The 26,216-nt window shown below is 50.1% G+C and carries 19 protein-coding genes; 3 read left to right on the forward strand and 16 right to left on the reverse strand.

The window, feature by feature from the left end; translation table 11 throughout:
* Positions 1 to 4: 4 nt before the first annotated feature.
* A complete protein-coding gene (locus ACX1C1_RS26500; RefSeq protein WP_458957810.1) occupies positions 5 to 1,120 on the forward strand; it encodes a M23 family metallopeptidase in 1,116 nt (371 codons plus the stop codon).
* Positions 1,121 to 1,211: 91 nt separating this feature from the next.
* Here ACX1C1_RS26500 and yunB read toward each other — a convergent pair whose 3' ends face one another.
* Positions 1,212 to 2,333, reverse strand: a complete 1,122-nt coding sequence (gene yunB, locus ACX1C1_RS26505; RefSeq protein WP_458955101.1) for a sporulation protein YunB — start codon at positions 2,331 to 2,333, stop codon at positions 1,212 to 1,214.
* Positions 2,334 to 2,577: 244 nt separating this feature from the next.
* Between yunB and ACX1C1_RS26510 the strand changes: the two genes are divergently transcribed.
* Positions 2,578 to 2,793, forward strand: a complete 216-nt coding sequence (locus ACX1C1_RS26510; protein ID WP_458955102.1) for a hypothetical protein — start codon at positions 2,578 to 2,580, stop codon at positions 2,791 to 2,793.
* A gap of 8 nt (positions 2,794 to 2,801) precedes the next feature.
* Here ACX1C1_RS26510 and ACX1C1_RS26515 read toward each other — a convergent pair whose 3' ends face one another.
* From ACX1C1_RS26515 to ACX1C1_RS26550, 8 genes are all read right to left on the reverse strand, one after another.
* Positions 2,802 to 3,311 (reverse strand): hypothetical protein, encoded by a 510-nt coding sequence (locus ACX1C1_RS26515; protein WP_458955103.1) that lies wholly within the window; start codon positions 3,309 to 3,311, stop codon positions 2,802 to 2,804.
* A gap of 204 nt (positions 3,312 to 3,515) precedes the next feature.
* Positions 3,516 to 6,278: a discoidin domain-containing protein gene (locus ACX1C1_RS26520; RefSeq protein ID WP_458955104.1), complete on the reverse strand. Its 2,763-nt coding sequence runs from the start codon at positions 6,276 to 6,278 to the stop codon at positions 3,516 to 3,518.
* Positions 6,279 to 6,287: 9 nt separating this feature from the next.
* Positions 6,288 to 7,727: an ABC transporter substrate-binding protein gene (locus ACX1C1_RS26525; protein WP_458955105.1), complete on the reverse strand. Its 1,440-nt coding sequence runs from the start codon at positions 7,725 to 7,727 to the stop codon at positions 6,288 to 6,290.
* A 145-nt stretch (positions 7,728 to 7,872) separates the two neighbouring features.
* A complete protein-coding gene (locus ACX1C1_RS26530) occupies positions 7,873 to 8,742 on the reverse strand; it encodes a carbohydrate ABC transporter permease (protein ID WP_458955106.1) in 870 nt (289 codons plus the stop codon).
* Positions 8,739 to 9,629 (reverse strand): carbohydrate ABC transporter permease, encoded by an 891-nt coding sequence (locus tag ACX1C1_RS26535; RefSeq protein WP_458957811.1) that lies wholly within the window; start codon positions 9,627 to 9,629, stop codon positions 8,739 to 8,741. Before ACX1C1_RS26535 ends, ACX1C1_RS26530 begins: the two co-directional genes overlap by 4 nt.
* Positions 9,630 to 9,790: 161 nt before the next feature.
* Positions 9,791 to 11,119: a response regulator transcription factor gene (locus tag ACX1C1_RS26540; RefSeq protein WP_458955107.1), complete on the reverse strand. Its 1,329-nt coding sequence runs from the start codon at positions 11,117 to 11,119 to the stop codon at positions 9,791 to 9,793.
* 27 nt (positions 11,120 to 11,146) lie between these two features.
* Positions 11,147 to 12,958, reverse strand: a complete 1,812-nt coding sequence (locus ACX1C1_RS26545; protein WP_458955108.1) for a cache domain-containing sensor histidine kinase — start codon at positions 12,956 to 12,958, stop codon at positions 11,147 to 11,149.
* 255 nt (positions 12,959 to 13,213) lie between these two features.
* Complete coding sequence (locus ACX1C1_RS26550; protein ID WP_458955109.1) at positions 13,214 to 16,246, reverse strand: glycoside hydrolase family 2 TIM barrel-domain containing protein; 3,033 nt, start codon at positions 16,244 to 16,246, stop codon at positions 13,214 to 13,216.
* A gap of 108 nt (positions 16,247 to 16,354) precedes the next feature.
* Here ACX1C1_RS26550 and ACX1C1_RS26555 point away from each other — a divergent pair, with 108 nt between their 5' ends.
* On the forward strand, positions 16,355 to 17,197 hold the full coding sequence (locus tag ACX1C1_RS26555; protein WP_458955110.1) for a helix-turn-helix domain-containing protein: 843 nt from the start codon (positions 16,355 to 16,357) through the stop codon (positions 17,195 to 17,197).
* A gap of 76 nt (positions 17,198 to 17,273) precedes the next feature.
* Here the strand turns inward: ACX1C1_RS26555 and ACX1C1_RS26560 are convergent, their stop codons facing one another.
* From ACX1C1_RS26560 to ACX1C1_RS26590, 7 genes are all read right to left on the reverse strand, one after another.
* Positions 17,274 to 19,529, reverse strand: coding sequence for an FAD-dependent oxidoreductase (locus tag ACX1C1_RS26560; protein WP_458955111.1), 2,256 nt, complete (start codon positions 19,527 to 19,529; stop codon positions 17,274 to 17,276).
* A gap of 15 nt (positions 19,530 to 19,544) precedes the next feature.
* A complete protein-coding gene (locus ACX1C1_RS26565) occupies positions 19,545 to 20,372 on the reverse strand; it encodes a carbohydrate ABC transporter permease (RefSeq protein WP_458955112.1) in 828 nt (275 codons plus the stop codon).
* Between the two features lie 16 nt (positions 20,373 to 20,388).
* Positions 20,389 to 21,273, reverse strand: coding sequence for a carbohydrate ABC transporter permease (locus ACX1C1_RS26570; RefSeq protein WP_458955113.1), 885 nt, complete (start codon positions 21,271 to 21,273; stop codon positions 20,389 to 20,391).
* A 140-nt stretch (positions 21,274 to 21,413) separates the two neighbouring features.
* Positions 21,414 to 22,733: an ABC transporter substrate-binding protein gene (locus ACX1C1_RS26575; RefSeq protein WP_458955114.1), complete on the reverse strand. Its 1,320-nt coding sequence runs from the start codon at positions 22,731 to 22,733 to the stop codon at positions 21,414 to 21,416.
* A 95-nt stretch (positions 22,734 to 22,828) separates the two neighbouring features.
* The gene (locus ACX1C1_RS26580) at positions 22,829 to 23,599 is read right to left on the reverse strand and encodes a response regulator transcription factor (protein WP_458955115.1); all 771 of its coding nucleotides are present in this window, start codon (positions 23,597 to 23,599) and stop codon (positions 22,829 to 22,831) included.
* The gene (locus ACX1C1_RS26585) at positions 23,599 to 25,401 is read right to left on the reverse strand and encodes a cache domain-containing sensor histidine kinase (RefSeq protein ID WP_458955116.1); all 1,803 of its coding nucleotides are present in this window, start codon (positions 25,399 to 25,401) and stop codon (positions 23,599 to 23,601) included. Before ACX1C1_RS26585 ends, ACX1C1_RS26580 begins: the two co-directional genes overlap by 1 nt.
* 78 nt (positions 25,402 to 25,479) lie before the next feature.
* Positions 25,480 to 26,178, reverse strand: a complete 699-nt coding sequence (locus tag ACX1C1_RS26590; RefSeq protein WP_458955117.1) for a type 1 glutamine amidotransferase — start codon at positions 26,176 to 26,178, stop codon at positions 25,480 to 25,482.
* Positions 26,179 to 26,216 lie beyond the last annotated feature (38 nt).

Genomic DNA, 26,216 nt, shown 5'->3' on the forward strand with positions numbered 1-26,216 from the left:
CTTTATGATCCCATGCTCGCGAAAGGGTGAGACGTACTTGAAAGCCATCATTCCGTTCGCCGCGCTACTTGCGACGGCGTCGCTATTAGCCTCGCCGATTGCCGGAGCAGCGGCGGATCCTCCCGATCGTTATGCGGTCAGCGCCTCTAACGTCACCGATAACCAGCTCGTTCGCGCAGTTGTCATGGCCGAAGAAAAAGCTGCTGCGAACCCCTTTGATCAGCGCAGGGAATTGTACGATAAATTAAGCACCGTAACGGGGGTTGATTGGTATTGGATCGCGGCGGTCGATCAATATGAACGCTCCATGTCCAAAGCCAAGCCGAAAGTCCATCCTTCGTTAGGGCAGATTGCCGGTGTTTATGTGGAGCCGGAACGCTGGGCAGGGGCGCTTAATCCCGACCTCGACGACAGCTCCCCTGTTTCGATCTCTTTCTTCAAAGGAATCGGCAAGGACGGTGACGGCAACGGCGTTGCAGAGCGCGATAGCGACCTCGATTTGCTTTATTCGCTCATAAGCTTTATGGGAACAAGCGGAACGACGGAGGAGCGATTCCCTTCAGGTGTGTGGAACTATTACCGCAATAGCCGTTCCGTTCAGCGTGTGCAGCAATTCGCCGCTATCTATAAGCATTACGGGAAACTCGATTTGTTCGAGCATGCCTTCCCGCTCCCTCTCGGAACCACGTATTCGTACAAGGACACCTGGGGCGATCGTCGCGGCTGGGGTGGCAGAAGAAGCCATGAGGGGACCGATCTGTTCGCAGGTCATGGCACCCCCGTACGCAGCACTTGTTATGGAATTATCGAGATCAAAGGCTGGAACAAATTCGGCGGCTGGCGGATCGGCATTCGTGATTTGAATAACCATTACCACTACTATGCGCATCTGTCCGGCTTCGACAAGTCGCTAGGTGTCGGAGATATTGTGACCGCCGGTCAGATTGTGGGCTGGGTCGGAAGCTCCGGTTATGGGAAGCCGGGGACATCAGGCAAATTCCCTCCCCATCTGCATTACGGTGTATATAGTGACCGCGGCATGCTGGAATGGGCATTTGATCCCTATCCAAGCCTGCGCCGCTGGGAAACAGCGGAACGGAAACGTCTTCGCAGCAAATAGTTGAAACAATGGACCGCGGGCCACATCATTTGTATCAGGCACTTATCCTCAACGCCTGCCCACCTGATGTGGCTTGCATTTTTTTGTTATCCTACTGAGATTCTATCTGTAGCGTCGTGTCGCCTTCCGTATCGGCACCGTTATGTATATTCTGTTCGGTAGATTCCTCACCGGTAGACTCCGTGCCGCCCTCTCCCGCTCCCGGCTTGGACGTTACGCCATCTGTCCCCGGCTGCAGCGGCACGGAAATATTGGGAGCTTGCTGAGCTGATTCGCCAACAGGCTTGCCTGTGCTGTCGTAGTAATACATAGGGACATCACCTACAACGAGCAAATAGGAAATCGGGATTTCCGTCTCGACCAACTCTGGCTCTGTGTCAAACGGAATAATGATCGACACCTCAGCTACTACTCGGATATAGACCTCGACAAGCACCATATTGATGCCCGCGTTTCGTTCGCGCGTATTGAGCTCAACCTTCGTTGCTCCAACCGGCTCGAATTTGACGGGTACCGTAGGGCCGAACGAGGAAATAATGGCGCTGTTCAGCGCATGGCCGATCGGAATGTGCTCCGGAATATCCTTGATCTCGCTTAGGGCAGCCTGCACAGTCTGTACCGTTTCTGACGTGATGCTAATATGTTCGGCATAGTTCAGCATAAACCCGGATATTTTCCCGTTGGCATTCATCTTCCAATCGATAAGCTTGTCGGCCTCGGATGTATGTGCGACTTGATCCGTTATCGCTTTGTTGATCGCTTGCGTGGCCACTTGTTTGACCCTAACTTTGGCGATATTCATAAGTGGCGGACGCAAATTCCGTTCGATAAAAATAAAAGAGGGAATGGTCATGACCATCATTATGATGAGCATCCATAACAGTATCGTCCTCTTGCGCAAACGTGGTCTGCTGCTTCTAGGCTCTCTTGGCCCTGCTCCCCAAGTGACCGGCGCTGTACGTTTCGCACCTCCGCCTAACGACATCGTTGGAAGCCTTCGCCTATTGCTGCCCCAGCTTGCAGCTGGTTTGGGAGCAGCCGGTCTCGCGCCCCACTTGATGCCGCTTCCGCTAGCAGAGCTTGACCTCGAAGAGCTGCTTCTTCCGTTTCCCCAGCTCACCGTCTTCGGTTTCCGGAATGACCCTCCAAAGCCTCCGCGCGTCAAAGCATCGCCAATCCGATGCCACAATCCTCGCCTTCCCCACTTCGCCAATGTTATCCCTCCGATCCTGTCCTGCTCTATACCCAAGCTTATGCTGGGCTTGAACAAAAAAGAAACAGAGCGGCCGATCAACGGTTCTTTTAACCGAAATCACGGTTACTCTGTATGGATTTCAACTGTAGTTGTCTCTCCTAGTCGATTCCAGTACACTTAGAGACTAGAGATGAACATCAATTGACTCGACTGCCATTCACCAGCTCTATAGCCCTAATTTACATATGAAGGAGGTAAGACGATGTCGCTTAATCGCAAATTATGGACAGATGCCGACTTGGAAGAAGCGCTGCAGAACGGGACCCGGATTCGGGTATTCCGGGATAACTTGATTGTCGACGATCGTTCCGTCATCGTTCGTTTTGACGACAGAACCGTCGTCACACAATCCGGCGTCAGCGATCTGATGTATCATAACCGCGCTGATTGCGAATTTTTTGATCATCGAAAATCCTGACTTCATGGTTAGGTTAATCGCTGAACGACCCATGTTACGCCGTTAACAGCCCCGAGCCCGATATTAATGGTGAGCGTCAATCCATTGGCTACGTAATACAAACCGATGACGTCCCCGGCATCAAGATCGGCTTCGCCAGCCAGTGTAACGGCAGCGTTGCCCAGCACCGCCCGAATATTAAGTAGAGTGACATTAAGATTAAGCACGGGAAGCAGGCTGCTGACCAGCACGGTCGATGTAGGCGCAGAACGTCTGACTTGAAAATAAGGGAAAATGGATCCCCCGATTCCGATCGATACAGGGCTGGTTAACGAATAGTTCACCGTCGCCGCAAGCCAGTACCGGCCCGATTCGGGCACCGTATAATTACCAGTCGTCGTATTAAAGTCCGGGCTGCCAAATAGAGGAGCCGTTACCGTCCAGTTTGCAAGCTGAACACTTGTAGATGTTGACTGCGTGCCTAAATAAGCAGAGAAACCATCTAGAAACGGATTCTCCTTGATGTATAATGTCGACATACCAAGTTAGGCCACCTTTCGTTGAAAGCTGTATCACTCTAGTAGATGCTCCCTTCACAAACTTGGCTTGTACAGATGCCTCATCGCTTGTAACTCATGATAGACGCTATCACCCTTGGTAACTTCGTTATCGCCATACGCAATAAGCACAAAGCAATAAGCCCTCCCAAGCGACACGCTGGGGAGGGCTCTGCTATAACAACCTCAATATACTTCAAACTCCGAAACCTGTGCCGCCGGCCATGCGCTGTTCGATGTAATCGTCACTCTAACATAACGAATATCCACCGCGTCTTCAAGTATAAGCTCTACTTTGTTATCCGTCGCGGGATCATAGGTATACAATTCGGGCTCGAGCAGCGTCTCGAAAGCCTGCCCGTCCGCGCTACCCAGTACCTCAATCTCTTGCGTTCTTGTTTCCCATTCATCTTGTGGCGGCAAGCGCAGAATAACCTTGCTCACAGCCTTCGGTTCGCGGAGAGCCGCCGTGAGCGATTGCGGGAATTTCTTGGCCGTACTCTCCCAATACGTGAACGGATCGCCATCTACCGCCAGTTTAGGTTCAAATGCTTCGGCTGTATGAGATGTCCCTGTCACCGCCGAGCCAATCGCCACATTCTCTTCAAGCTTTACTTTATCGAACAGCTCCGTTGCCTTGCTTGGCTCGCCCGCTCCTGTCAATTCCACGTAGCCGACCTTTCGATCCTTGATCATCCCAATGTAGTCGAAGGTTACAAATTCGTCGTCCTCCTGTACGACAAGATCCGTTATCCGAGTCCCATCCGCTCCGAAAACCGCCGCATGTGTGTGTTCCCAGCCACTCTCCTTCTTTACCCGCAGAGTCGTATCTGAACCGATAGGCTGATAAAGTCGAATGGCATCACGTTCTCTAACCTCCACAATATGATGTTCGCCGGGGTCCAGATCCAGCGCTTCGTAACGCGAATAGCTGCCAGCGGCTACACGTCCGTCTTCCGATTCCACATGGTATCCACCTGGCGATAACGTAACATCATGATTCAGTACGTAGTGTGATCCTTTATCCCAATTAGCATAAACCTGATGCGTGCCGAAATCGGTGCGCGTCACTCCGGGAACCACCTCCTCGAAGCTCAGTACCAACTGATCGACATAATCGGCAAGAACGTATCGCTGAATAATACCAATTGCATCTACCCAGGGACTCATGACGCCATGATAGAGGTCCGTGCTTAAGTTGTATCCCATCGCAAGATTCCAGCGGAGCATATCCGGATCGTCGGTCATCGTCTCGCCCGCCAGATTATGTTGGAAGAACATCACTTTGTCTCGCATGAGCATGCCTGATAATGGATAATAGTCGGTGTAGCTAGCCGTCTTATTGCGATAACCGAGAAGATCCCATAAGTAGGTCGAGCCCATAAATCCGACAGAATCGTTCGCCAGCACATCCGTGCCGTCCTCGATATACATACGATGATTCGATTGGGCAAAATAGTTCCGCACCCCTTGGAAATAAGCAGTGGAGGGATCCGTTCCTTCAGGAATCGCTTCATTATAAACATATGGCGAGTTGCGAATGCCCCATTGGTCCTCAAAGATTCCGTCGAACCCGGCGGTTTCCGTGAGCTTACGATGTTCTTCCGCAACACGTTCTAGGAAAAAGGGATGCCCCGTATTCGCCACATAGCCGCTATGCGCGCCGTAATCCTCCTGCATCATCGTCCCGTTTTCCTTTTCAACCACGATATCCGCTAGCTCCGTGCCTGCAGGCAAACGATCAAACGTTGGAGAGGACGTCCCCCACCAGCTCATGTTCGTGTACGGCACAACGATATTGCCTCGTTCCCTTGCCGACTCCATAAATTGCTGAAACGGGGTCTCGCCCCCCCACTTGAGGTCTGGCGGATAAAAGTCGGGATAATTTTCGTCATGTCCGCCGGTCTGGAATCCCACCAAATGAATCATGCCGCTATCATTCATCCGTTCGATGTAATCACTCGTGAGGCGGGTCCAATTCGCATCCTTGATCGCGGATATATCCATCTTGTATAGCGGCAATGCATAGAACTTCTCTGCATCGTCTGCAAGCTTGTCGGCCAACGGCTTGTATTGTTCAATGCCGCTTAGCTGGCGGTAACTCGATATCGTCTCCCCGTAACCGCCTCCGACCTCCAGCACGACCTCCGGGCTCCTCCACTTCTCGTCCGGCTGCGTCCATAATTTATAATTGTGAACCAGCGCCGTCCTATCCGCATCGTTGATCTGATTCTTGTAACCTATCTCCGTGAGCGGCGTTACGTCACCGCCAAGATCGAATACGGCGAGATGTCCCGATTCTGTATTCAAGGCCAAGTAAGGTGCGAACATAACGCCGGGGTACTGATCGGAGAACGAGTTGCTTTCCTCAAAAAATGCGGACTTGAGTTTGGCGCCAGGCAGCATCGGCAGCATGGCATCCCGAATGCCTGTCTTCTCCAGCTTGAGCTCATACGGGAATCGGAACGAGGTGATCGTCTGCCCGGTTCCATTGGACAAGGCTGCTGCCGTATATATTCGACCGTCGTTTCCAAATCGGAATGTCACCTGGACAGCTAGCGACCCTTCATATTGAAATAACAGCTCCTGCTTCTTCTTATTCCATTCGTAGACGAAGGAGTCGTTCTGTCCGCTTTGGATCGAAGAATCATCATCTAATATGGCCCACCATAAAGTATCGTTGCCAACGGAAATCGGCTCATCTTCGCCGTCTGCCTTGATGTATGCGATTCCCCCGCCCAATGCGTCGAAAGCAACTTCATAACGATTATTAGTGACAACTAGCAGATTCTGAGCCTTCCGTTCCGTGAACTTCACCTTTAGCTCGCCGTTCTGCCACATCCCTGAGAAAAGGATCACTCCCGCGCTTACCGCCATAAGGCAGACGGCAAGCGCAGCAATGACTCCTTTACTCCTAATCCTCGCGTTCCAAGCGCTCCGTTCTCCCATTGCGCACGGTTACGGCTGGATCGTATCGTAGAATTTCTCTTGCACGTACTTCGCTGTCAGATCCAATTGCGCTTTCATATCAACACCCTGCTTGGAGAATACTTCTTGAATAACATTGGTCATCTGAGCGTAGTAGTCCTGGGTATTGTATTGCGATTCCGGTTTTCCATCGATTAGACCAAGCGTTTCTTGTCCGTATTGGTAGACATTGTCGTACTTATTGAACAGATCAATGACCTTCTGACCATATTCGGAATCCGACTTGAAGTATTGAAGCACAGCTGGCACATAATATTTGTTATCCGTTTTGCGATCCCCGATATTTTTCTCCAGCGACTCTAAACCTTTGTCGGAGAAGTAGTCGAACGTTGCATAATAGAACGCAATCTCTTGCTCATCCTTCGATGCGTTGGGATTGATGACGAGGAAGTCGCCACCCAGAACGCCGTAATGCTTGCCGCCCTTCTCGTAAGCCGGGATTGGATACACCAGAATATCTTCCGGCATCATGCCGCCTTGGTTCAATCCTTGATCCACCGGGCCATCTGGTCCTGCAATAACCATCGCTGTACGACCTTGCGCGAAGGCGCCTACCGCATCTCCCCAGCCAAGCGCCCAGTCCTGCGGGATCGCATTCGCTTCCCACTTGAGCTTATTGTAATAATCGAGTGCTTTTACGCCCGCTTCGGAGTTAAAGATCGCCGTTACTTTGCCATCCTGTACGGATTGAATGTCGCCGCCAGCCGTGAACAGGAAGTTGGTCCAGTTCCAGCCTGCTTCATTGCCTTTGCCCATCGGTGCAATGCCAGAGATGCCCGCTGCCGGATCCGATACAGCTTTGGCCGCGTTAAGCATTTCGTCCCATGTCCAATCGAATGCCGGAATCGTTACGCCGCTTGCTTCCAGCATCTTTTTGTTTACGGCTACACCGGTTGGATATCCGCGCTGAGCGATTCCGTACACTTTGCCGTTTACCGTGAAGAGATCTTGCAGTACCGGATTCATCTGATCCTTGTACTGGTAATTGTTGAACAGCTCTGTAATGTCTGCCGCCCAGCCCTTCTCCGCAAGGAACTTCCCTTCGGAAGCATAGGTATTGAACAACGTCGGCGCTTCATTGGCGCCCATCTTGATGCCGATCTCGTTCGGATTGTATTGCCAGTCGCTCTTAATGACCTCGACGTTCGGATACACTTCATTGAAACGTCTGATTTTGTCATCCTCGAGCGCCCGATCCTCCACTCGGTCAGGCGTCGGATAATAGATGCTGATGGATACTTTTTTGGACTTGATATCCTCAGCCGGCGCTTCTGTCTTTGTCGGCTTGTCGGACGGTTTCTCTGTCGGTTCTGTCCCTGGTGAATTCGTGCCATTGTTGTTGCCGCTGCATGCGGCAAGGAGGAAGCTGAGAGTCAGAATAGCTGCAAGTGTCATTGGAAACTTACGCATGTTGTTAAACCCCTTTTCGATTAGAATTTGGTGGCTACATGCTCATCATAATGGAGGTGTTTCTTTACGGCGATGTGTATTCCTATTGTGATGATGTGTATATTTACGAATGTCGTTATCCGCCTATTTTCCATATTAGATCCATTCAACCCTTCACCCCACCAAGATATAATCCTCTTAAAATGAATTTCTGGAAAAATAAGAAAAGAATAATCGGAGGTATCATTACAATGGATAGAATCGCGAATTTAATATTTAAGTCCAAGCGACGTGCATTCAGAACGAAATCCCTGATCGCTACGGACAGCGGTTTGTTCTCTTGACTCAGAATAAAGCTCGGCCAGAACCAGTCATTCCATGCTGTTGCAAATACGAAGATGGACAAGGTCGCGAATATCGGAATCGACAGCGGGAACGCAATCTGAAAAAAACATCTCAGCTCCGAAGCCCCGTCCATTCGGGCCGACTCGAATATTTCTACATGAATGCCGTCCATAAAGGTTTTGAGTAAGAGCAAGAAAAAGGCGTTGGCGCCGGCAGGCAGCCAAACCGCGGCAAACGTCCCCATTAGCCCCAAATCCTTCAGATTGATGAAATTCGGAATCATATAGGTCGTCGCCGGGATGAAGAGTGTCATTAAGAAGTAATATTGAATGCCGGACTTAAACGGCACATGCATCTTCGAAAGCGAATACGAAGCAAGTCCCAGCACGAGTATCGTAACGACCATGTTGCCGGCGAATAAGAGCATCGTGTTTTTGAAATACATCGGAAGGTCGATATAGCTCCACGCCTTCGAATAGTTCTCGAAGTGCCACTCCTGCGGCAAGAAGGTCGGCGGGAACGAATTGACTTCCTTATTCCGTTTAAGTCCATTGAACAACGATATAAGGATCGGATATACCATACAGATCATCATGATGAGGATCAGCAGATTCATCAGGACATAGACAGCCCTGACCCTTCCTTTCTTCAGGTCATACGAGGACAAGATGCCGCGATCAAACGTCTTCATTGGCCTACTCCCCCCTTGTTGTTCAAGCGATATTGCGCGATGGCAAGCATGCTGAGCGCAAGGAACATTAAGACGCCAAGGGCGGAGGCGACACCATAGTCCAATCTGACAAAAGCATATTTGACGATCAGCAAGGCGTACGTAAGCGTTGCGTTGTTAGGGCCGCCGTCCAGCATCGCGAATTGCGTCTGGAACCCTTGCGATGTGGCGATCAACTGCAGCATAAGAAGTAGCAGAATCTGCCCCCGAATCGCCGGAAGCGTAATATGCCTGATGCGGCTCCAGATACCAGCGCCGTCAATTTCGGCCGCCTCATACCAGTCCCTAGGGACGCTTAGAATCGCAGCAAGATAGATCAGCATCGCGGAACCGAAGCTCTGCCATGTCTCCATCATGACGATAGAGATCATCGACCAGCTGCGATCGACCATAAAGTTGATCTGCCCGATACCGATAACCTTAAGCGCCGCGTTAATCGGACCGACGGGATCGTACAGCCATCTCCAAACGCCGTACAAGACTACGAAAGGGACGACATAAGGCAAGTAAGCCGCAACTCTGGCAAAACCTTGGAATCTTCGCATCTCGGAGATGGCGAATGCGATAACGATCGGCACCCAAAACCCGATAACTAACGCAAGTCCCATGTAATACAACGTATTCTTAACGGAAATCATGACGGTCGGGTCAGCGAAAATCGTGGCGTAATTGTCAAAGCCGGCAAAAGTGTTTCCTTTGACGAAATCGACATGATAGAAGCTGTTAAGCACCCCTTTAAAGATCGGCAGCCACAGAAATAGGGTAAATGTAATAACGGCAGGAAGGAGAAATACATACCCCCATAGATACCGTTTGAATTTACCCGTACGCTGCGACTCTGTCTGCATTTGAATGTTTTCCTTGCCAATAGGTACAGCCCTTGTTTGCTCCATGCAGTGGTCCCTCATTCCTCATTTGTCATCTACATTTATTGTAGAGAAACGAGAAACCAGTGAACATGTGCGTATCTATGGAGATGATAGGCGATATTACTTCAATTGTTATCCGTTTATTTTTTCATTTCACTCGGGCTCATGCCGAAATACTTTTTGAAAATTTTGCTAAAATGCTCAGGCGATTCGTAGCCGACAAGCTCGGAAATTTCGTAACGGCGCAAATCGGTATGAAGGATGAGCCGCTTGCTCTCTTCCATCCGTAGCTTAATGACATACTCCCACAAGTTGCAGCCCGTCTTTTTCTTAAAGAGATAACTGAGATAATTGGGGCTGACATGGTTCTTGAGCGCAACTTCGTTAAGCGTCAGACCCTTCTGACTGTAATTCTGATGAATATATTGGGTCGATCGCTCCACAATTAGATTATTCTGGGCTACGACCTCATCCTCTGTCGGCTCCGCATCGGAATAGACGCCCCACTTAAAGTCACCGTAATAGAATACATGGTGGTCCTTAAACTGTCGGCTCCATAACATCGCTTTGCTCGCTTGCTCGTTTATCGCGCCCAGGAAGCTGGCACCCATTAGAATTTGACTGATTCCAACCACGGAGCCGAGCTCCAGAAACTTGCCGATATTAAAGTGCAGACTGCGCCCGATCATCTCGAGTTGATTCACTTTATCCACGCTGGAGTCCCCGTACTTCACCTCGTCCCACTGGATGAGGATACAGACGGAGCCATCCGGGTCGTATAGGGATTGGTAATCCCATTCATGTCCAAGGAGCTCGCCAGCTATGTTAAGCGCCGCATATTGTAATAGCTCCACGTCATTGCGCGTGAACGCGCGATCTCCTGATTCGAGGTCCAGCCTCACCTTAATCATTGCATAATAAGGTCCGCTTAGTTCAACGCCATGTTGTCTGGACAGCTCCGTTAGGATAGAGGTGCGATCAGCACTCTTGGGCTCCAGCAACGACTTCAGTAAAGCCATCCGGACAGGAAGCGGCTCTCTCATATGAAAACTCTCACTTAGTTCCGACAACAGCTGCTCCGAATCTCTTGCCGACTTATCCATATGCAGCAATACATGGCGTACGGAGCTAAGAAACTGCTCGCTATTCAGCGGTTTGATCAAGTAGTCCTTGGCCCCGAATCGGATGGCCAGCTGGGCATACTGGAACGTCTCGTGTGCGGATATAATGATGACTTGCACCCATGGTTTAATAATTTTGGCCTGCTGCATCAGTTCAATTCCGTTCATCGAGCCCATCTGAATGTCGGTAACAAGCAGATCGATATCCTCCATGCGCAAATAATCCAATGCCTCGTAGCCGCTGTTCGCATTAAATAATGCGTTGACTGCAATGCCGGAGGCAGATATCAATTGAGTCAAACCTTCACAAATAAGCGGCTCGTCATCCACGATCAATATATTGTACATCTACATCATCCTTTCGATAGCTTACGCTCAGTTCGACACATCTTCCTCGTATGTCGCGGGCAACAAAATAACGGCTGCCGTCCCGCCTTCTTCGCGCCTGCGATAACTAAGTCCGAACACATTGCCAAAGTGCAGTTGAATGCGTTGATGAATATTCCGGATCCCATAACCAAGCGTATGGTCTGCTTTTTCTTCGTATAACAATCGTTCGATTGCCGCGATATCCGCGTGCTTGTAGCCATTGTCCTCCACTTTAATCGTCGCACGTTCACCTTCGATGGATGCAGTAATCGTAATCTCCCCATCATCCCCCATCAGCTTAACGCCATGGATGATCGCATTCTCGATCAGCGGCTGAAGCGTAATCTTAGGAATCCTAATCGCCTTCGCGGATTCTTGAACATTCCAAATCACCTTGAATTCGTACGAATAACGTTTTTGCTGCAAGTTCACATATGCCCCCGCATGCTCCATTTCTTCTTCGAGACGGATTAATTCGCGCCCTCTGCTAAGGCCGATCTTCATGAGCTTCGACAGCTCCTTGATCATCTCCGACGATTCCGTATTGCCTTCAAGCGTGCTTTTCCAATAGATGCTCTCGAGCGTGTTGTATAGCAAATGCGGGTTAATCTGCTGGTAGAGAAGCTGCAGCTGCGACTCCTTCTGTTTAATATCCATGTAGTACTTGTAATGAATAAGTGCATTCAGCCTGCGAGCCATATCATACATGGCCGCCATCAGCACGCCGATCTCATCATGCCTGCGTTTGCCAGGCGTCTCCGGAACCAGCTTGCCGGGCTCGTATGTTCGGACGAATTGAGCAAGCTTCTGAAGCGGCGTCATGAGCGAACGCCAGAAGTACAGCAGGACAACACATCCTAACATCATATAAGCGACGGTAATAAACTGGATGACCCGTTTCAACTCATTCTGCTGCTTGAGCAGCGAGTCGATCGGAATTTGATAGATCAAGCGCTGATTCAGCACCCGGCTGTAATTGATAATATAGATATAATCCTCCGTCATCGCCTCTAGCGTACCGGAGCTCTGCTGATCCATTTTGCCGCTTACTTCAGACGGGAGCTCGGCGTTACTGCCAGACATACCAGACTGCGTAGCCGTTAATATTCGGCCCGACCAGTCGGTAAACATCATCAGATGCCCTTCGGGAAGCGAGACGGAGTCGAATGCTTCCTGCACCTTCTTCTCCATGTTGGTCGCGACAAGTACACCAATGATCCGATCTCCATCCCCCGTGTTGTTGACAGCACGGATGAAGGCGAGGGTCTGGGTACGGGATAAATTTTTGTTCACTTCGATCAAATCCATGTAACCGCTTCCCTTATGCTCCAGCGCTTCGTCAAACCAAGCCGGCTTTGTCTTATCGTTGAAGAAGTAGACGCCGGTCTGTATCACCTGCTTCTTAGGCGCAAAGAAATAGTGGTCTTGCGGATCGTAGATGTATAACGAATAATAGACGGCCTCTCCGCCATTGACCGGTATGGAGAGACTAGCCAGCAGCTTGTCGGCGGCATCGTATTTGCGCACACGTTCGATCACCGCCTCCGCTCCATTGGGAATAATCCGCTGAGTCGCAGGATGCTGGATAATCGTCGCTGTCACCTTATCGATCGTATCGATATCCCGACCGATCAACGCATGATTTTGTTTGATCAACTCCACATACGCGCTTGTTACATGGTCCTTCAGCAGCTTCTCGGCTTGTATGTTCCCGTACCAATGAAGGAGGAAAACAGGGCTAACCATCACCAGAAATAAGAGGATCAGCTGCCGCTTCATATTTAATTTCGTTAACGGATTCATGATCGATCTGCCCATATTGGCCGGCACCTCCACTATATTTGTACTATAGCACGGATACAGCGCTTTCAAGTAGTGGTTGATTCTATGTGCTTGGGGATGATGCATGTATCGAAATCGTAGAAATGCACATAGTGCATTTGCCCCTCTTCTTGGAGGTGCACTTGACCTGCTCAGTTGGGACCAAAAAAGGAACCTTCAACATCACAATGAACGTGAAATTGAGGGTTCCTTTTTATTATCTGCTATAAGTTCTGAACATGGTTAAGGGTACTATTCTTCCTTAAACACTGCCTGAAGCGACAGCTCGAACTCCACGTGTTTTTGGGACAAACGGTACTTCTCGCTTAGTTGAGGACCACAAGAGCCCGAGCCTACGCCACTCATCTTGTAATCGATGTTAACGAAAGTCTGGTCTCTGCGCACAAGCTCAGGCGTATGCTTGGCCACTGTCAAATCGGCAGCGGACGCATGCAGCGCTTGGAACGAGAACGGCTGTGGTGCATCAAAGCGCAGCCCCATACCGAGTTCGCTTGTGACCATCGCCCATTCCGTGCCATACCTGGAACCTGTCTCCTGCGGCATGACGTACGTCCGCGCCATTTCGTCTACGCCAAGCAGGTACCTGCCCTTGCGGACGCTCGCCCGCTTGTCGACGTAGCTTTCGTGAGGGCCATAGCCATAATATTCGACCTCTTCCGCTCCCTTCGGCATAACAATCGTAATACCGAAACGAGGCAGATAAGGTACATCCTCGCGAATATCGACAGCCGTCTTCAGCTTGGCTTCGCCGCTAGGCAAGAAGATCCAGACCGATTGACCGCGCAGAATCGGGCTGCGGATATAACTACCTAACGAGAAGTTGACCGTTACCTGTATGGAAGCGTCGGAGAGTGTTTCCCACACTGTGTCATACACCTTCATGACTGCACGATTGTAACCTTCGGACTCCCATTCCTTGCGAATATACATGTCATTGTCAGTCGGCGCCCGCCACACATTGTAGCGAACCGGCTCGTCGATCATCCCCACGCCATGACGCTCAATACTTGTAACGGTTCCTTTGCCGAGATCGAATTCGTAAGCAAAGTCGAATCCGTTGATACGCAGGATGCCATTGTGATCAGCAACATCCACAAATGTTGCGTACTTCGGATCCGCATTCGTTTCCACAGTTCCGAAAGCAGCCGCGCCAATTGCCTCAAACTGCGCAAATGCGATCTCATGTCCCGGAGCCGCATAACTAGTTTCGAGATTCTGGCAAATCGAGAGCGTCAGGATGCAGCTATCGCCTGCATGAAGCGTATCTCGATACACAAGCTGAAGCGTCTGAGCTTCTCCCGCCGATGCTTCGAGCGGTCCAGTTACACCTTGATCAATAAGCACGCTGCCGGACTCCAGCTTCCAGCGCAGGCTTAGATGCGATAGGTCAATAAAGTCGTACTTATTGCTGATGGACACGATACCCGAACGAACATCCTCGCATGCCATTGTTACCGGAGCAATCACTTGCTTAAGCTCCATCAGACCGACATGCGGCTTACGATCAGGCGAGACGAGACCATCGATACAGAAGTTGCCGTCGTTCGGCTTGTCGCCGAAGTCTCCGCCATATGCATAATAACGTTCTCCCGCGGATGTTTTCACTTCAATACCGTGATCGCACCACTCCCACACGCAGCCTCCCATTAGCTTAGGCTGGGCATAGATGACGTTCCAATAATCTTGAAGGTCGCCCGGTCCGTTGCCCATGGCATGGCTGTATTCGCAAAGGAACAATGGCTTGGTGTTATTGACATCCAGCGCATAAGCCTCAATGTAATCCGTAGATGAATACATACGGCTCTCTACATCCAACGCCTCGACATTCGTATCACCTTTGTAATGCGGCGCCGCTCCTTCGTAGTGCACCAGACGCGAATCATCGCGTTCTTGAATCCACTCCGCCATGGCGATATGGTTCGGTCCATATCCAGATTCGTTGCCGAGCGACCAGAGCAGGATGGAGGCATGATTTTTGTCGCGTTCGACCATACGTACCGCGCGATCCACGAACGCTTCCTTCCAGGATGGTTCGATCGTCAGTTTGTGGAACGAGCCTTCACCTTCGGTATTGTTGACGCCATGGCATTCGAGATCCGCTTCATCGATGACATAGAAGCCATATTCATCGCACAGATCAAGGAATCTCGGATCGTTAGGATAATGTGACGTACGAATTGTGTTGACATTGTGCTGCTTCATCAGATTTAAGTCCTGAATCATATGGTTGAGCGGTATCGTCTGTCCAAGCGTCGGATGGGAATCATGACGGTTAACGCCCTTCAGCTTAACGGCCCGGCCATTGACCCGGAATACTCCATCTTGCACCTCTACCTTACGGAAGCCGATTCGGAACAAGAGCACCTCTGCACCCGCAAATACGTATAGATCATATAATCTAGGCTGCTCCGCGTTCCATAGCTGCGGCTGCTCCACGTTAAGTACAATCGTTCCTTGACCCGATAGAACTGCGTCGTTCTTGCCGACCAAGCTTCCATCAGAATTATACAGTTCGGTGCGAACGCTCAATTCCCCCGTTGTATCAAGCTCCACGCTGACAGTCCCTTGCGAGAAGCCGTCGTTCAGCTCCGGCTTGACGAATGCGTCGCGTACATGGGATTTCTCACGAGAAACCAAATACACGTCGCGGTAGATCCCCGAATAACGCCACAAATCCTGATCCTCCAGATATGTACCGTCGCACCACTTGAGCACGAGCACGGCAAGGCGATTGCGTCCTGTCTTGACATACTCGGATAAATCAAATTCAGCAGGCACGCGGCTTCCTTGGCTGTAACCGACAAACTCCCCATTCACCCATAGGTAGAAGCATGCGTTAACACCCTCGAATACGATATGCGTCTGCTTGCTCTGCCAGTCGGAGGACAAATTAAAATCGCGAACATATGCACCAGCAGGATTATCATCCGGTACAAACGGCGGATCGTAAGGAATCGGATAATTAACATTCGTATAATGAAGCTGGTCATAACCGTTCGTCTGCCAGCAGGAAGGTACGATTAAGCTGTTCCAGGATTCATGCGCCGTGTATGTGTTCTCATAGAACGCATCCTTTACCTCATGAACGCTGCTGTGATATTGGAATTTCCAAGAACCGTTAAGCGTCTGATAATAGGGAGATCGTCCCCTCTTCCCTGCTTTGGCTGCTGCTTTGCTTGCATATGGCAAAAAAGATGCTCTAGCCGGCTCTCTATTGACATGTAAAATATCTAGTTTCTCCCAGTACCGCTTGATGCCGATCATGTCCGCATTCCTCCATTCTGTTTGCTTTCATTATAGAGTTGAGCTATGATCGGATGGAATAACCAAAAGGGACAATCAATAGTACATTATGGACAAGGAGCCATTCCCATGGAATTACTCACGCTGAGAAGCAACCTAAACCACACGCTCGGCGATGTACTGCCGCTCACTGTTTATACGGTAGGAACAGAAAATCAGCATCCAATTACACGAATGAAAGGGTTTTCGGCTCATCAACTCTTCCTTACCGTGTCCGGGGCAGGCAAATTTCGCAGGCTAGGTTCAGATAAGGACAAAAGGGACACCCTCTCAAGCGGCGACTTGCTGTTTATCCCGGCGAACTACCCGCATGAGTATATGCAAGTTTCCGAAGAGCCTTGGCATGTCGCTTATGTCACGTTTGTCGAGAACTTCGGCGGGACGATTGCCGGCTGGGGCTTCCGGGAAGCTCCTCGCCTATTCGCAATCTCGGATATCCCGGCCTTCACAAGCCGTATTCGCGGCATCTGGACTCACTCCGGTGGTAACCACAACCCTTGGCATACAACAGAAGCACTCATCTCGCTGCTGCTCCACATCCTCCGTACGAATCATGAGTCGAGACCATCCTCCCATCCCGTAGTACCGGTCAACTACAGAGAATCCGCTGTGGATATCGCTGTTCAGTTTCTACGTGACCATTTGAATCGTCCGATCACGATCGCGTCGTTAGCCGAGCATGTCGGTTACTCTCAGAAGCAGCTGACGCGTCTGTTCCTGACAGCCTTCGGCACTACACCGCTCCAATATTTGCACAATCTGCGTATGCACGCCGCCCGAATGCTGCTTAATGAACATCCTGATTTGACTGTACGCCAAGTTGCCTCCTACGTCGGAATGGAGCCCGTTTATTTCACAAGGCTATACAAAAGAACGTTTCAGGACACGCCATCAAGTACGCAACGGAGGTAATACCTCAGGCAACAACTAGCAACCCCGATGGTCATCGAAGGACGACCATCGGGGTTGCGCTCATGTCAATATTTCGTTATTCGTAAATCCGAATCTCGCAAAGCTCTGCTCGCTCGCCGCCATTCGTCTCCTTCATAACCAGTCGCAACCGGTCCGTATGGAACGGCCCGTCAAATGTATGAACAACCTTGCGAACACGATTCTCGTTCTCTTCCGCAATTGTTTTCCATTCGCCAGCTACCCAGGCTTGCAACATATATGACTTCACAAGCTCAGGAATAACTAAAAACGGGGTTTCATGATGATGAAGATTAATAAGATCCTCGTTTACATCATCATTAAAGGTCAGATGAACCTCTCGCACAGCTCCCGGTTGAACGAGTTGCGCCTCAATCCACTCCGGACGTGCCGACTGAAGCGGTTCCGATACCCATAGATGAGGACCGCCGTAAGGACGCACATATCCGTCAACGATTTTCTCCGGACCGTAGGCCGCCGTTTCGACTGCGAAACAGAATGGCTGACGCACCATTCGTTTCATCGACCATTCGACAATGGGCTGATCTGGTTGATGATCCTCCAGATCGGAGCTGACGGCGGACGTAATGCCCCGCTCGAATGCCAGCACCCCGCTAACCGGGTTCTCTGACCGATGCAGACTGACGGATTCATTAGTCCGTACGATAAGGAAAGCGTTACAAGGGTCAGTGCCGTACACGCCATGATCAGCAGGAATGTGAACCCACTGCTTATCGCCTCTTTCCACCGTAATATCGATCGTCTGGCGATTCCTGGCTGGCACATAATTTTCTGCTCGCCCGGTATCCCAAAGCTCGACTCGCAGCGTAGTCCGCTCCTTTACAGTGATAAGCAATCGTAAGCCTGCTAATTCACCATCGACGGGGAAGAGTAGGCCCACATCGCCACTCAATACATACTCGCCATCCGCCACTGGGCAGTCCAGCAACACTGTGCGCATTGTGCTGGAAGCGCTGATCACAGCCGAACGCGCCAAGTCGAGCGGGTCCTCATTACGGAGCCCAATAATTGATGCATCGTGACGCAGCATCATCTGCTGAAGCTCGGTCAAATGTTCCTCGCGCACTTCGCGCGGCGTAATCCCCTTCTTCACGGCCAATGCCGCTCCGAATCCCGCTGCTTCGCCGATGACAGCGCATGTCGCCATGACACGCGTCGTGCCGAACGCGACATGAGTCGCGCTAATATTGCGACCGGCGAACAATAGATTGCGGACGTTCTTCGAATACAACGATCCAAATGGAATATGATAGATGCCGTCCGCATGGAGATGCTTGGAGCCGCTTTGCTCTGCGTACATCCCTTGCGGCGGATGCAGATCGATCGACCAACCGCCGAACGCTATACGATCCTCGAATTCGCGCTGGGCGAGTACATCATTTTGCGTTAGCACCGAGTCACCGATGAATCGGCGATATTCCCTCTTGCCAGGGATCGACCCCACCCACTCCAGTGTCATGGTCTCGGAGTCAAACTTGCCCGAATTTTTGATATAATCCCAAATGCCATAGATAACTGCCCATAGCTCATCACGGATCGTTTCGTTCTCATGGACGGTATCAAGCTCGCCGCCCCACTCGATCCACCAGTAGTGGCATCCGGAATCGCCGCTGCGAATCACCCGTTTGATCGGTATCGAAGTTTTGGTGATGTCCTTAGCAAAGGAGGGCGCGACGAAACGAACCGGTTTCCCAACATCCTTGGTATAAAATAGCAGCGTGCTTCCGAGCGTAATATTATCCGCTTCCTCGGGCGCCCAATCTTCTCCGTATTCGTGGCGCGCTTCTCGTCCAAGTCGATAGGCAGCGCCTGCGAGAAAACCAACCAAACCATCGCCGGTACAATCCAAGAATATTTTACTCTCAAACGTAATCTCCCGCTCGGAGCCCATCATCCAGCCCGTAACGGTATGAATCACACGATCCTCAAGCTCGCCGCTCGCCGATACTTCCCTGACGTCTGTATTGAGGAACAGTGATAAATTGCGCTCTGCACGAACTGCCTCGAGCAAGGTCAAATCCCATAGATAGGGATTGCCTTCCGGATTGCGATATTGATTCTGAATAAACAGCTCTCCCATAATACCCGTCTCACGCGCATAACGGTTGACGCCGTGCCCGGTCGCACCGCATACCCATACGCGCACCTCCGAGCTGGAATTACCGCCAAGCACGGGACGATTGTGGACCAGCGCCACTTTAAGCCCTTCTCTCGCCGCAGCGATTGCTGCGCTGATCCCAGCAAGTCCTCCGCCAATTACTGTTACATCCGAATACACGGTTTCTTGTTTCATGTGTCGATCCCTCCGTTAACCTTTAACTGCCGAGCTCGATATGCCTTGAATGATATACTTCTGACCAATCAGGAATATGACAATCATCGGTATAATTGCAGCCGAAGCAGCCGCCATCATCCCGTTATAGTCGACGTTATTCTCCAGTACGAAATTTTGTAAGCCGAGTGGAATGGTGTACAAATCCGGACTCGTCAGAAACACAAGCGCATTCTCGTAATCATTCCATTGCCAAGAGAAATCGATAATGGCAAAGGTAGCGATTGCCGGTTTAGCCAGCGGCAGCACAAGCTTTAGAAAAATTCGGAAATGTCCCGCGCCATCCAAGAAGGCCGACTCGGTAATTTCCTTAGGAATGCTCAAGAAAAATTGACGGAACATAAACACGCCGAAGATCGAGAACATGGCAGGTAGAATTAACGCCCAATGCGTGTTGTAGATACCAACCCAGTTGAACATGATGAACTTAGGAACAAAAACAACTTGTGGAGGAATCATCATCATAGATAGATACACGATGAACAAGGTGTCGCGGCCTTTGAACTCTGTCCGTGCGAATCCGTATGCTGCCAGTGCGGACAGGAACACGGCACCGATTGTTCCGATAACGGCAATTTTGAGAGAATTCAAGTAATATGGCATAAAGTTATAGCTGCCCGTCCATATCCGCTCGTGGTTGCTGAAATCCAGCTTGGACGGAAGCCATTGCCGGAATACTTCGCTTGGCGTCTGGAACGAAGTGCTGAGCATCCACAGGAAAGGAAGGATCATAAATGTCCCCGCGAGCAACATCAGGATGGTGACGGGAAGCTTGACGCGGATATTATCTGCCGATTGGTTCATCGTTTGCCGCTCCTTTCTAGTAATGGACCCAACGCTTCTGCCCGATCCATTGGATGATAGTAATGAGTAGAATGACCGCGAACAAAAACCAAGAGATTGCCGATGCGTAACCCATCTCGTAATAGCTGAAAGCTGTCTTGTACACGAACAGCGACAGGATCGTCGTGCTTCCGCTTGGTCCGCCTCCGGTAATGGCTTGGATCAAGGAGAACGATTTGACCGTCATAATCAAGCCTGTAATAAGAAGCAAGAACGTCGTAGGACTAACGAGCGGCCAAACAATCTTCCACGTGATGGTGCCGGTTCCGGCTCCGTCGATTCTTGCGGCCTCCAGTTGTTCCGTCGAAATCTCTTGCAGCGCCGCAAGATAGATGATCATGTTGTAGCCGAGCATAAACCAAATTTGAATAATATCGATCGCATACATTGCGGAGTCCGTCGATGCGAACCAGCCCGGCGGCGATACTATGCCGATCCATCGCAATACTTCGTTAATGGGACCTTGGGAGGGTTGGAACAACAGCATCCAGACAAAGGCTACGGCTACGCCGCTCGAAATGTACGGGAGAAAAAACATACCCCGGAGCAACCCTCGCAAATAGACGCTGCGATTCAGGATTAGAGCTACCAGGAAAGCTAACGCAAGCGATACCGGAACCGACAGCAAGAAGATCGCCGTATGTTTGACCGCTGCGTAGAATTGATCGTCTCCGAATAATCGATTGATGTTGTCCATTCCAGTAAACGACCAGTTGGGATTGCCGAATTGATAGTCTGTGAACATCATGACAAACGAATACAGGGCGGGAATGATAAAGAATGCGAGAATGCCCAGCATGTTGGGCAAAACAAATGCGAAACCTACCCAGCCTTTGCGTTTGATCCAGCTTTTTTTGTTCATGAATAGGCTCCTTTCTTATAAGAGGTAGTTCAGAATGTACAATCATTCCGGTTTTTGAATGCAACAAAGAGAGAAGAAGGCAGACATGTATCCTTCTCCTCTCTTTGTGTTGGTTAACCTATGAGATTCGAGCGAGCCTGTTACTTAATATAGCTTTGGTGCCGCTTCGCCATATTAGCCAGCGTCGTGTCGAGATCCTGTTCATTGAGGAAATACTTCTCGTATTCCTCTTTGCGGGCGTCTAGAGCCTGCTGCGGAACACTAAGCTGGTACGATGGGAATTGGCCAAATACAACATTGTTCATCGATTCCGTATCGTATTTGTCCTCTACGCCCTTCATGAGCAAGCTCATCGCTTCTTGATTATCAACGCTCTTGGAGGAAGGAATCCGTCCGCCGCTCGCCATCGGCAGCATGCCGCCGTCCGCGTACCACTTGGTGAACTTCCATGCCGCATCTTGATGCTTGGACTTGGCATTAACGGACAATACATCGCCAACACCGCCGGAATATTTGTAGTCCTGCTGATCCTTCGTCACTTGCGGAATCGTCGCGAAAGCGATCTGGAAGTCATGCGGGAAGTCTTTCAAGTTGTTCGCATTGCGGAAAATAAACTCGCCAGCGCTCAGCATTGCCGCTTCGCCCTTCAGGAACATCGTATCGACAGGCATCTTGCTCGTGACTTGCTCGCCATACGGTGGAGTAGACTTGTCAACAAACATCATGTCGTGAAGCATCTGGAGCTGCTGCTTCCACAGATCGTTGTTGAAGTTGGACTTGCCTTCCGCGTTCGTTACGCCAAGACCTGCAATCGTTCCATCGATCGTTGCTGTAAAGGAGGCGTCATGCTGCAATAGTCCGTATACGCCGTCCTTCGTCAGCTTGGCTGCATACTCCTTCAGATCCGACCACGTCCAATCGACAGGCGGGACAGGCAACCCGGCATCGTCCAGCATTTGTTTATTGAGCCAGATGAAGGCCATATTCTTTTTCGTAGGGATACCATAATATTTGTCGTTTATTTTCCATTGCGCCGCGTCCGTTCCCATCTGGGCATCCACGTCGTAATCCGATTTCGTGCTGAGATCAAGCGCAACTCCCGCATCTACCCGCTTCTGAAGACGTGTGAGCGTATAATTGATATACAGATCCGCATCTTGTCCCGTCATGAGTGCCGTATCCAGCTTCAGGTTGCCCGGATCATCATTTACGTAACGAATATACTCCACTTGAATATCAGGGTTCGCTTGGTTCCAATTGTCGATGACAGCTTGTGGACCCGCTTCAGCAGGTACTGCTCCCCACATTTTCAGCTTAACCGTTTCTGCCGGCTTATTCGTTTCCGTTGCTCCATTGCTTGGTGTTGTCTCGCCGCCATTATTGGCGTTGCCGCATGCAGCAAGCAAAGATGTTGTCAGCGTCAGTGCAATCGCAGTCGTAAACCATTTTCTCTTCTTCATTCATCTTCCCCCTTGAATGATGGTTGTGTGTCGTGCTCTACATCTATAACTTTAACACTGGATATGCGGGTGGGGGATGAACGGCATTTGGCAGTTCATAGAACGGATTTTTGGTTTTTGCGATATTCATTTGGTGTAACATTACACCATCGCTTAAAGATCTTGATGAAATAGTTGTCGTTCTCAAAGCCAACTTGCTGCCCGATATCGCTCACTGTACGCTCTGTCTCGGACAATAACATTTTGGCTGCTTGGATTCTGCGCTGCTGAATGTAATGGGTAAGCGTCATCCCCGTCTTGCGCTTGAATAGATCGCTTACATAGCTGGCATCCATGGAGATAAGTTCTGCCATACGTTTGAGCGAAATATCCTCGGCGTAATGTTCTTCCAGGAAAACGATAATCCGGTTCATCTCCGGATGATCTGTCGGACTTTCCTCGGACTTGTCCGGAAACCATTTGTCCGCCTTACGCAGCTTCTCCTGTTTGCCTAGCTCCGCTATTACTTTCTCCAGCGCTTGCCTCAGGCTCTTGAGGTCCAGGGACAGCTTGAGCAAATAACCCGAAGCTCCATATTCCACAGCCTGCCGCGCATATTCGAATTCACTAAAGGCTGTAAGCATCAGGAAACGACATTCTAACCCCTCTTCCCGTACCGTCTGCAACAGCTTCACACCGTCCATGACCGGCATATGTATATCCGAGAAGACAATGTCCGGCTCCAGCTCGCGGATTAATGCAAGTCCTTCTTCGCCATCGCAAGCTTCTCCGACAATCTCGATAGATAACTCCGTCTTGGCCAGCAGCTTGCGCAGGCTCGTCCTTGCAGGCAATTCATCTTCAACAATTATCGTTCTCCACATCATCAGCTTCCCTCCTTCAAGAACGGCTTGGATAATAATAGCGGCATGTACATAACAACAGTGGTGCCTTCATCGGTGGAGTTAATATTTAGACCAGTCGGCTGGAATTTAAAGATAAGTTCCAGACTTTCTCTTATGATCTGCACACCTATGCTCTTACGTTTCCGAGACACTTGTTTCTCTTGCGCCCGCCTAATCCCGATCCCGTTATCGACTACCTCCACATAAAGAAGTTTATCGCGTGAATAGGCTCTTATCGTAATTTCCCCCTCCGTAACCGATTGCCCAAACCCGTGCAGCAATGCATTCTCGATAAGCGGCTGCAGGCTGAATTTCGGCAATAACGCATATTCCAAGTCTTCCTCGAACTCGTATCGCAGAACGATTCCATGCCCGAATCTGCGTTTCTGAATATCCATATACGATTCGATGAGGATCTGTTCTTCCTTCAGCAGGATCAAGTCCACTTCCGTATTGAGCGTTGTTTCCAATATTTTGCCGAGCCCTACACAAATTTCGTAGATATCGTCATTGTCCTCATCTAATGCAATGCTTTTGATCGTGTTCAACGTATTGAGCAGGAAATGCGGATTCATCTGGCCCAGCAGCACCTGGAATCTTACGAATTGCTTCTGCCGCTCCTCCAGCTTCAATTTCGTTAACAGCTCGTTAATGTCGTCGATCATGATGTTAAAGCTTCGTGTCAAAGCGAAAATTTCACCTCGGCCTTGTATGGGCTCAGGCAGCTTCACCTTCAGATGTGATTTCGCTGTCGTCTCCATCTTGCGCTGGAATAGCTTAAGCGGCACCGTGATGGTCGAAGAGATCAGATACGTCAGCATGACGAACAGCAGAAGCAACCCTGCGAACAGCACATAAAATCTTTGTTTTTGCTTATCGATCTCCTGATACAGCAGCGCAAGCGGCACCTCTTTCACCAGATAGCTGTTGATCTCCTGAATCCGTGTAAAGGTATATAAGGTTCGAGTTGATTCGTCGATAATGGGCTTCATGGTTGCCAATGACTGGTTATTGTTCGATTCAGCATTGAGTATGCTTGCAGCTACAGCAGCCGGCAAGGACTGGGCAGTTGGCGATTTCAATAGGATGTCACCATTCTCATCCAGCATGTAGTAGGCGCCATGCGCACGTTGATCCCACGTATTTATTTCGAACCATTGCTGATAATCGATACTGAATCTCCCATAGGCAAATGGATTCAGACCGTCGTCACGCAAGACGGCGTTCAGGCTCAGCATTGTATTCCCTTTGCGATCCCGGACCGCGAGCGATTGATCATTGGGACGCCAGATGTATTGCTGCCCTCCGCCTTCTTGCAGCTCCTTCACCCACTCCTCAGAGCTTATCTCGCTATAGCTCAATAGATCCTCAGGCGAAAAGGACGTATAGGCGTTCCCGTTCAAATCGATTAACGTATAGAACACCGTCGCCCCCGTCAGGAAGAAGCTGTTCTCGATACTCGCGAACTTGTTCTCCACAAGCTTCATGCGCTGAATATCATCATATCTTTCCGGTTCCTGCATCGCTTGCCTTAGAACCGTGTCTTGCTCCAGCAGCATCCCTGTCTTCATGACAAGCCTCATTAGATCAACGAGGTCGGTTTTCATCCGCTCCAGCTGTTCAATATTGGCATCCGAGGCGTTTCGTTCAAGCAACTGTTCGGTTTCCTGGAAGTTATACAAATATAACACCGCGATCGGCGTCAGCAGTAAGAGCAGAAACGCGAGCAGGATCCGATTTTTGAATGTAGCAGGCATCAACTTCTTGAACCATTGCGCGAGCATGCGAGCGACCTCCACTCCTACGTAGTCAAACTTTTTCAGCAAGGCATTACGGCATTATCATTCAAAGTTACAACTATTTCATTGTTTGGCCGAAACGAAAGAAATACGGTTCAATATCCGATTCAACATCAACTGTGCTTGCACACTATTCTCCATCCCTGCTCGAATAACGGTTTCGTGTTGGATATAGGGTTTGTCCTGAAGCTCATCCGACCACCTTATTAACATCTGCTCGATACAATCCGGTGTTGTCTCGAGGTGAAATTGCAACGCCAGCACATGATCGCCATACGCGAAAGCTTGCTCGCCGCAAGCCTCAGAATAAGCGAGACGCCGCGCACCGGCTGGCAGCGTATAGGTATCCCCATGCCATGAATAAGAAACAAATGATTCTGGCAAACCATCCAGCCACGGATGCCGCTCATCGGTTCGTTGCATGAGATGCCATCCGATTTCCTTCTCCCGGTTGCGGGATACAGCTCCGCCTAATACATCCGCGATCATCTGTGCGCCGAGACAGATCCCAAGCACCTTCGTTCCACGTTCGATCGCTTTTCTTACAAATTCTTTTTCCTCCACAAGCCATGGATGATCGCTCTCTTGATAGACGCTCATCGGCCCTCCAAGAATAATGAGCAACTCCATCGTCTCTAGCCATTTCTCTAGAATACCGTTGGATGGATGGCAGATATCGAGCTTATGGCCACCTTCTTGCGCCCACAACTCGAGTGCTGCTGGATCGTCGAAGTCAAAATGTCGAAAAACGATTACGTTCATATCATCACCTCTTCCCCTGAATAGCTACATATTATCTC

It is taken from the genome of Paenibacillus sp. strain BS8-2, from assembly GCF_054483835.1.

Coding starts and splice junctions, on each gene's coding strand:
- ACX1C1_RS26500 (WP_458957810.1), top strand. CDS start 5: ATGATCCCATGCTCGCGAAAGGGTGAGACGTACTTGAAAGCCATCATT.
- ACX1C1_RS26510 (WP_458955102.1), top strand. CDS start 2,578: ATGTCGCTTAATCGCAAATTATGGACAGATGCCGACTTGGAAGAAGCG.
- ACX1C1_RS26515 (WP_458955103.1), bottom strand. CDS start 3,311: ATGTCGACATTATACATCAAGGAGAATCCGTTTCTAGATGGTTTCTCT.
- ACX1C1_RS26520 (WP_458955104.1), bottom strand. CDS start 6,278: ATGGGAGAACGGAGCGCTTGGAACGCGAGGATTAGGAGTAAAGGAGTC.
- ACX1C1_RS26525 (WP_458955105.1), bottom strand. CDS start 7,727: ATGCGTAAGTTTCCAATGACACTTGCAGCTATTCTGACTCTCAGCTTC.
- ACX1C1_RS26530 (WP_458955106.1), bottom strand. CDS start 8,742: ATGAAGACGTTTGATCGCGGCATCTTGTCCTCGTATGACCTGAAGAAA.
- ACX1C1_RS26535 (WP_458957811.1), bottom strand. CDS start 9,629: ATGCAGACAGAGTCGCAGCGTACGGGTAAATTCAAACGGTATCTATGG.
- ACX1C1_RS26540 (WP_458955107.1), bottom strand. CDS start 11,119: ATGTACAATATATTGATCGTGGATGACGAGCCGCTTATTTGTGAAGGT.
- ACX1C1_RS26545 (WP_458955108.1), bottom strand. CDS start 12,958: ATGGGCAGATCGATCATGAATCCGTTAACGAAATTAAATATGAAGCGG.
- ACX1C1_RS26550 (WP_458955109.1), bottom strand. CDS start 16,246: ATGATCGGCATCAAGCGGTACTGGGAGAAACTAGATATTTTACATGTC.
- ACX1C1_RS26555 (WP_458955110.1), top strand. CDS start 16,355: ATGGAATTACTCACGCTGAGAAGCAACCTAAACCACACGCTCGGCGAT.
- ACX1C1_RS26560 (WP_458955111.1), bottom strand. CDS start 19,529: ATGAAACAAGAAACCGTGTATTCGGATGTAACAGTAATTGGCGGAGGA.
- ACX1C1_RS26565 (WP_458955112.1), bottom strand. CDS start 20,372: ATGAACCAATCGGCAGATAATATCCGCGTCAAGCTTCCCGTCACCATC.
- ACX1C1_RS26570 (WP_458955113.1), bottom strand. CDS start 21,273: ATGAACAAAAAAAGCTGGATCAAACGCAAAGGCTGGGTAGGTTTCGCA.
- ACX1C1_RS26575 (WP_458955114.1), bottom strand. CDS start 22,733: ATGAAGAAGAGAAAATGGTTTACGACTGCGATTGCACTGACGCTGACA.
- ACX1C1_RS26580 (WP_458955115.1), bottom strand. CDS start 23,599: ATGATGTGGAGAACGATAATTGTTGAAGATGAATTGCCTGCAAGGACG.
- ACX1C1_RS26585 (WP_458955116.1), bottom strand. CDS start 25,401: ATGCTCGCGCAATGGTTCAAGAAGTTGATGCCTGCTACATTCAAAAAT.
- ACX1C1_RS26590 (WP_458955117.1), bottom strand. CDS start 26,178: ATGAACGTAATCGTTTTTCGACATTTTGACTTCGACGATCCAGCAGCA.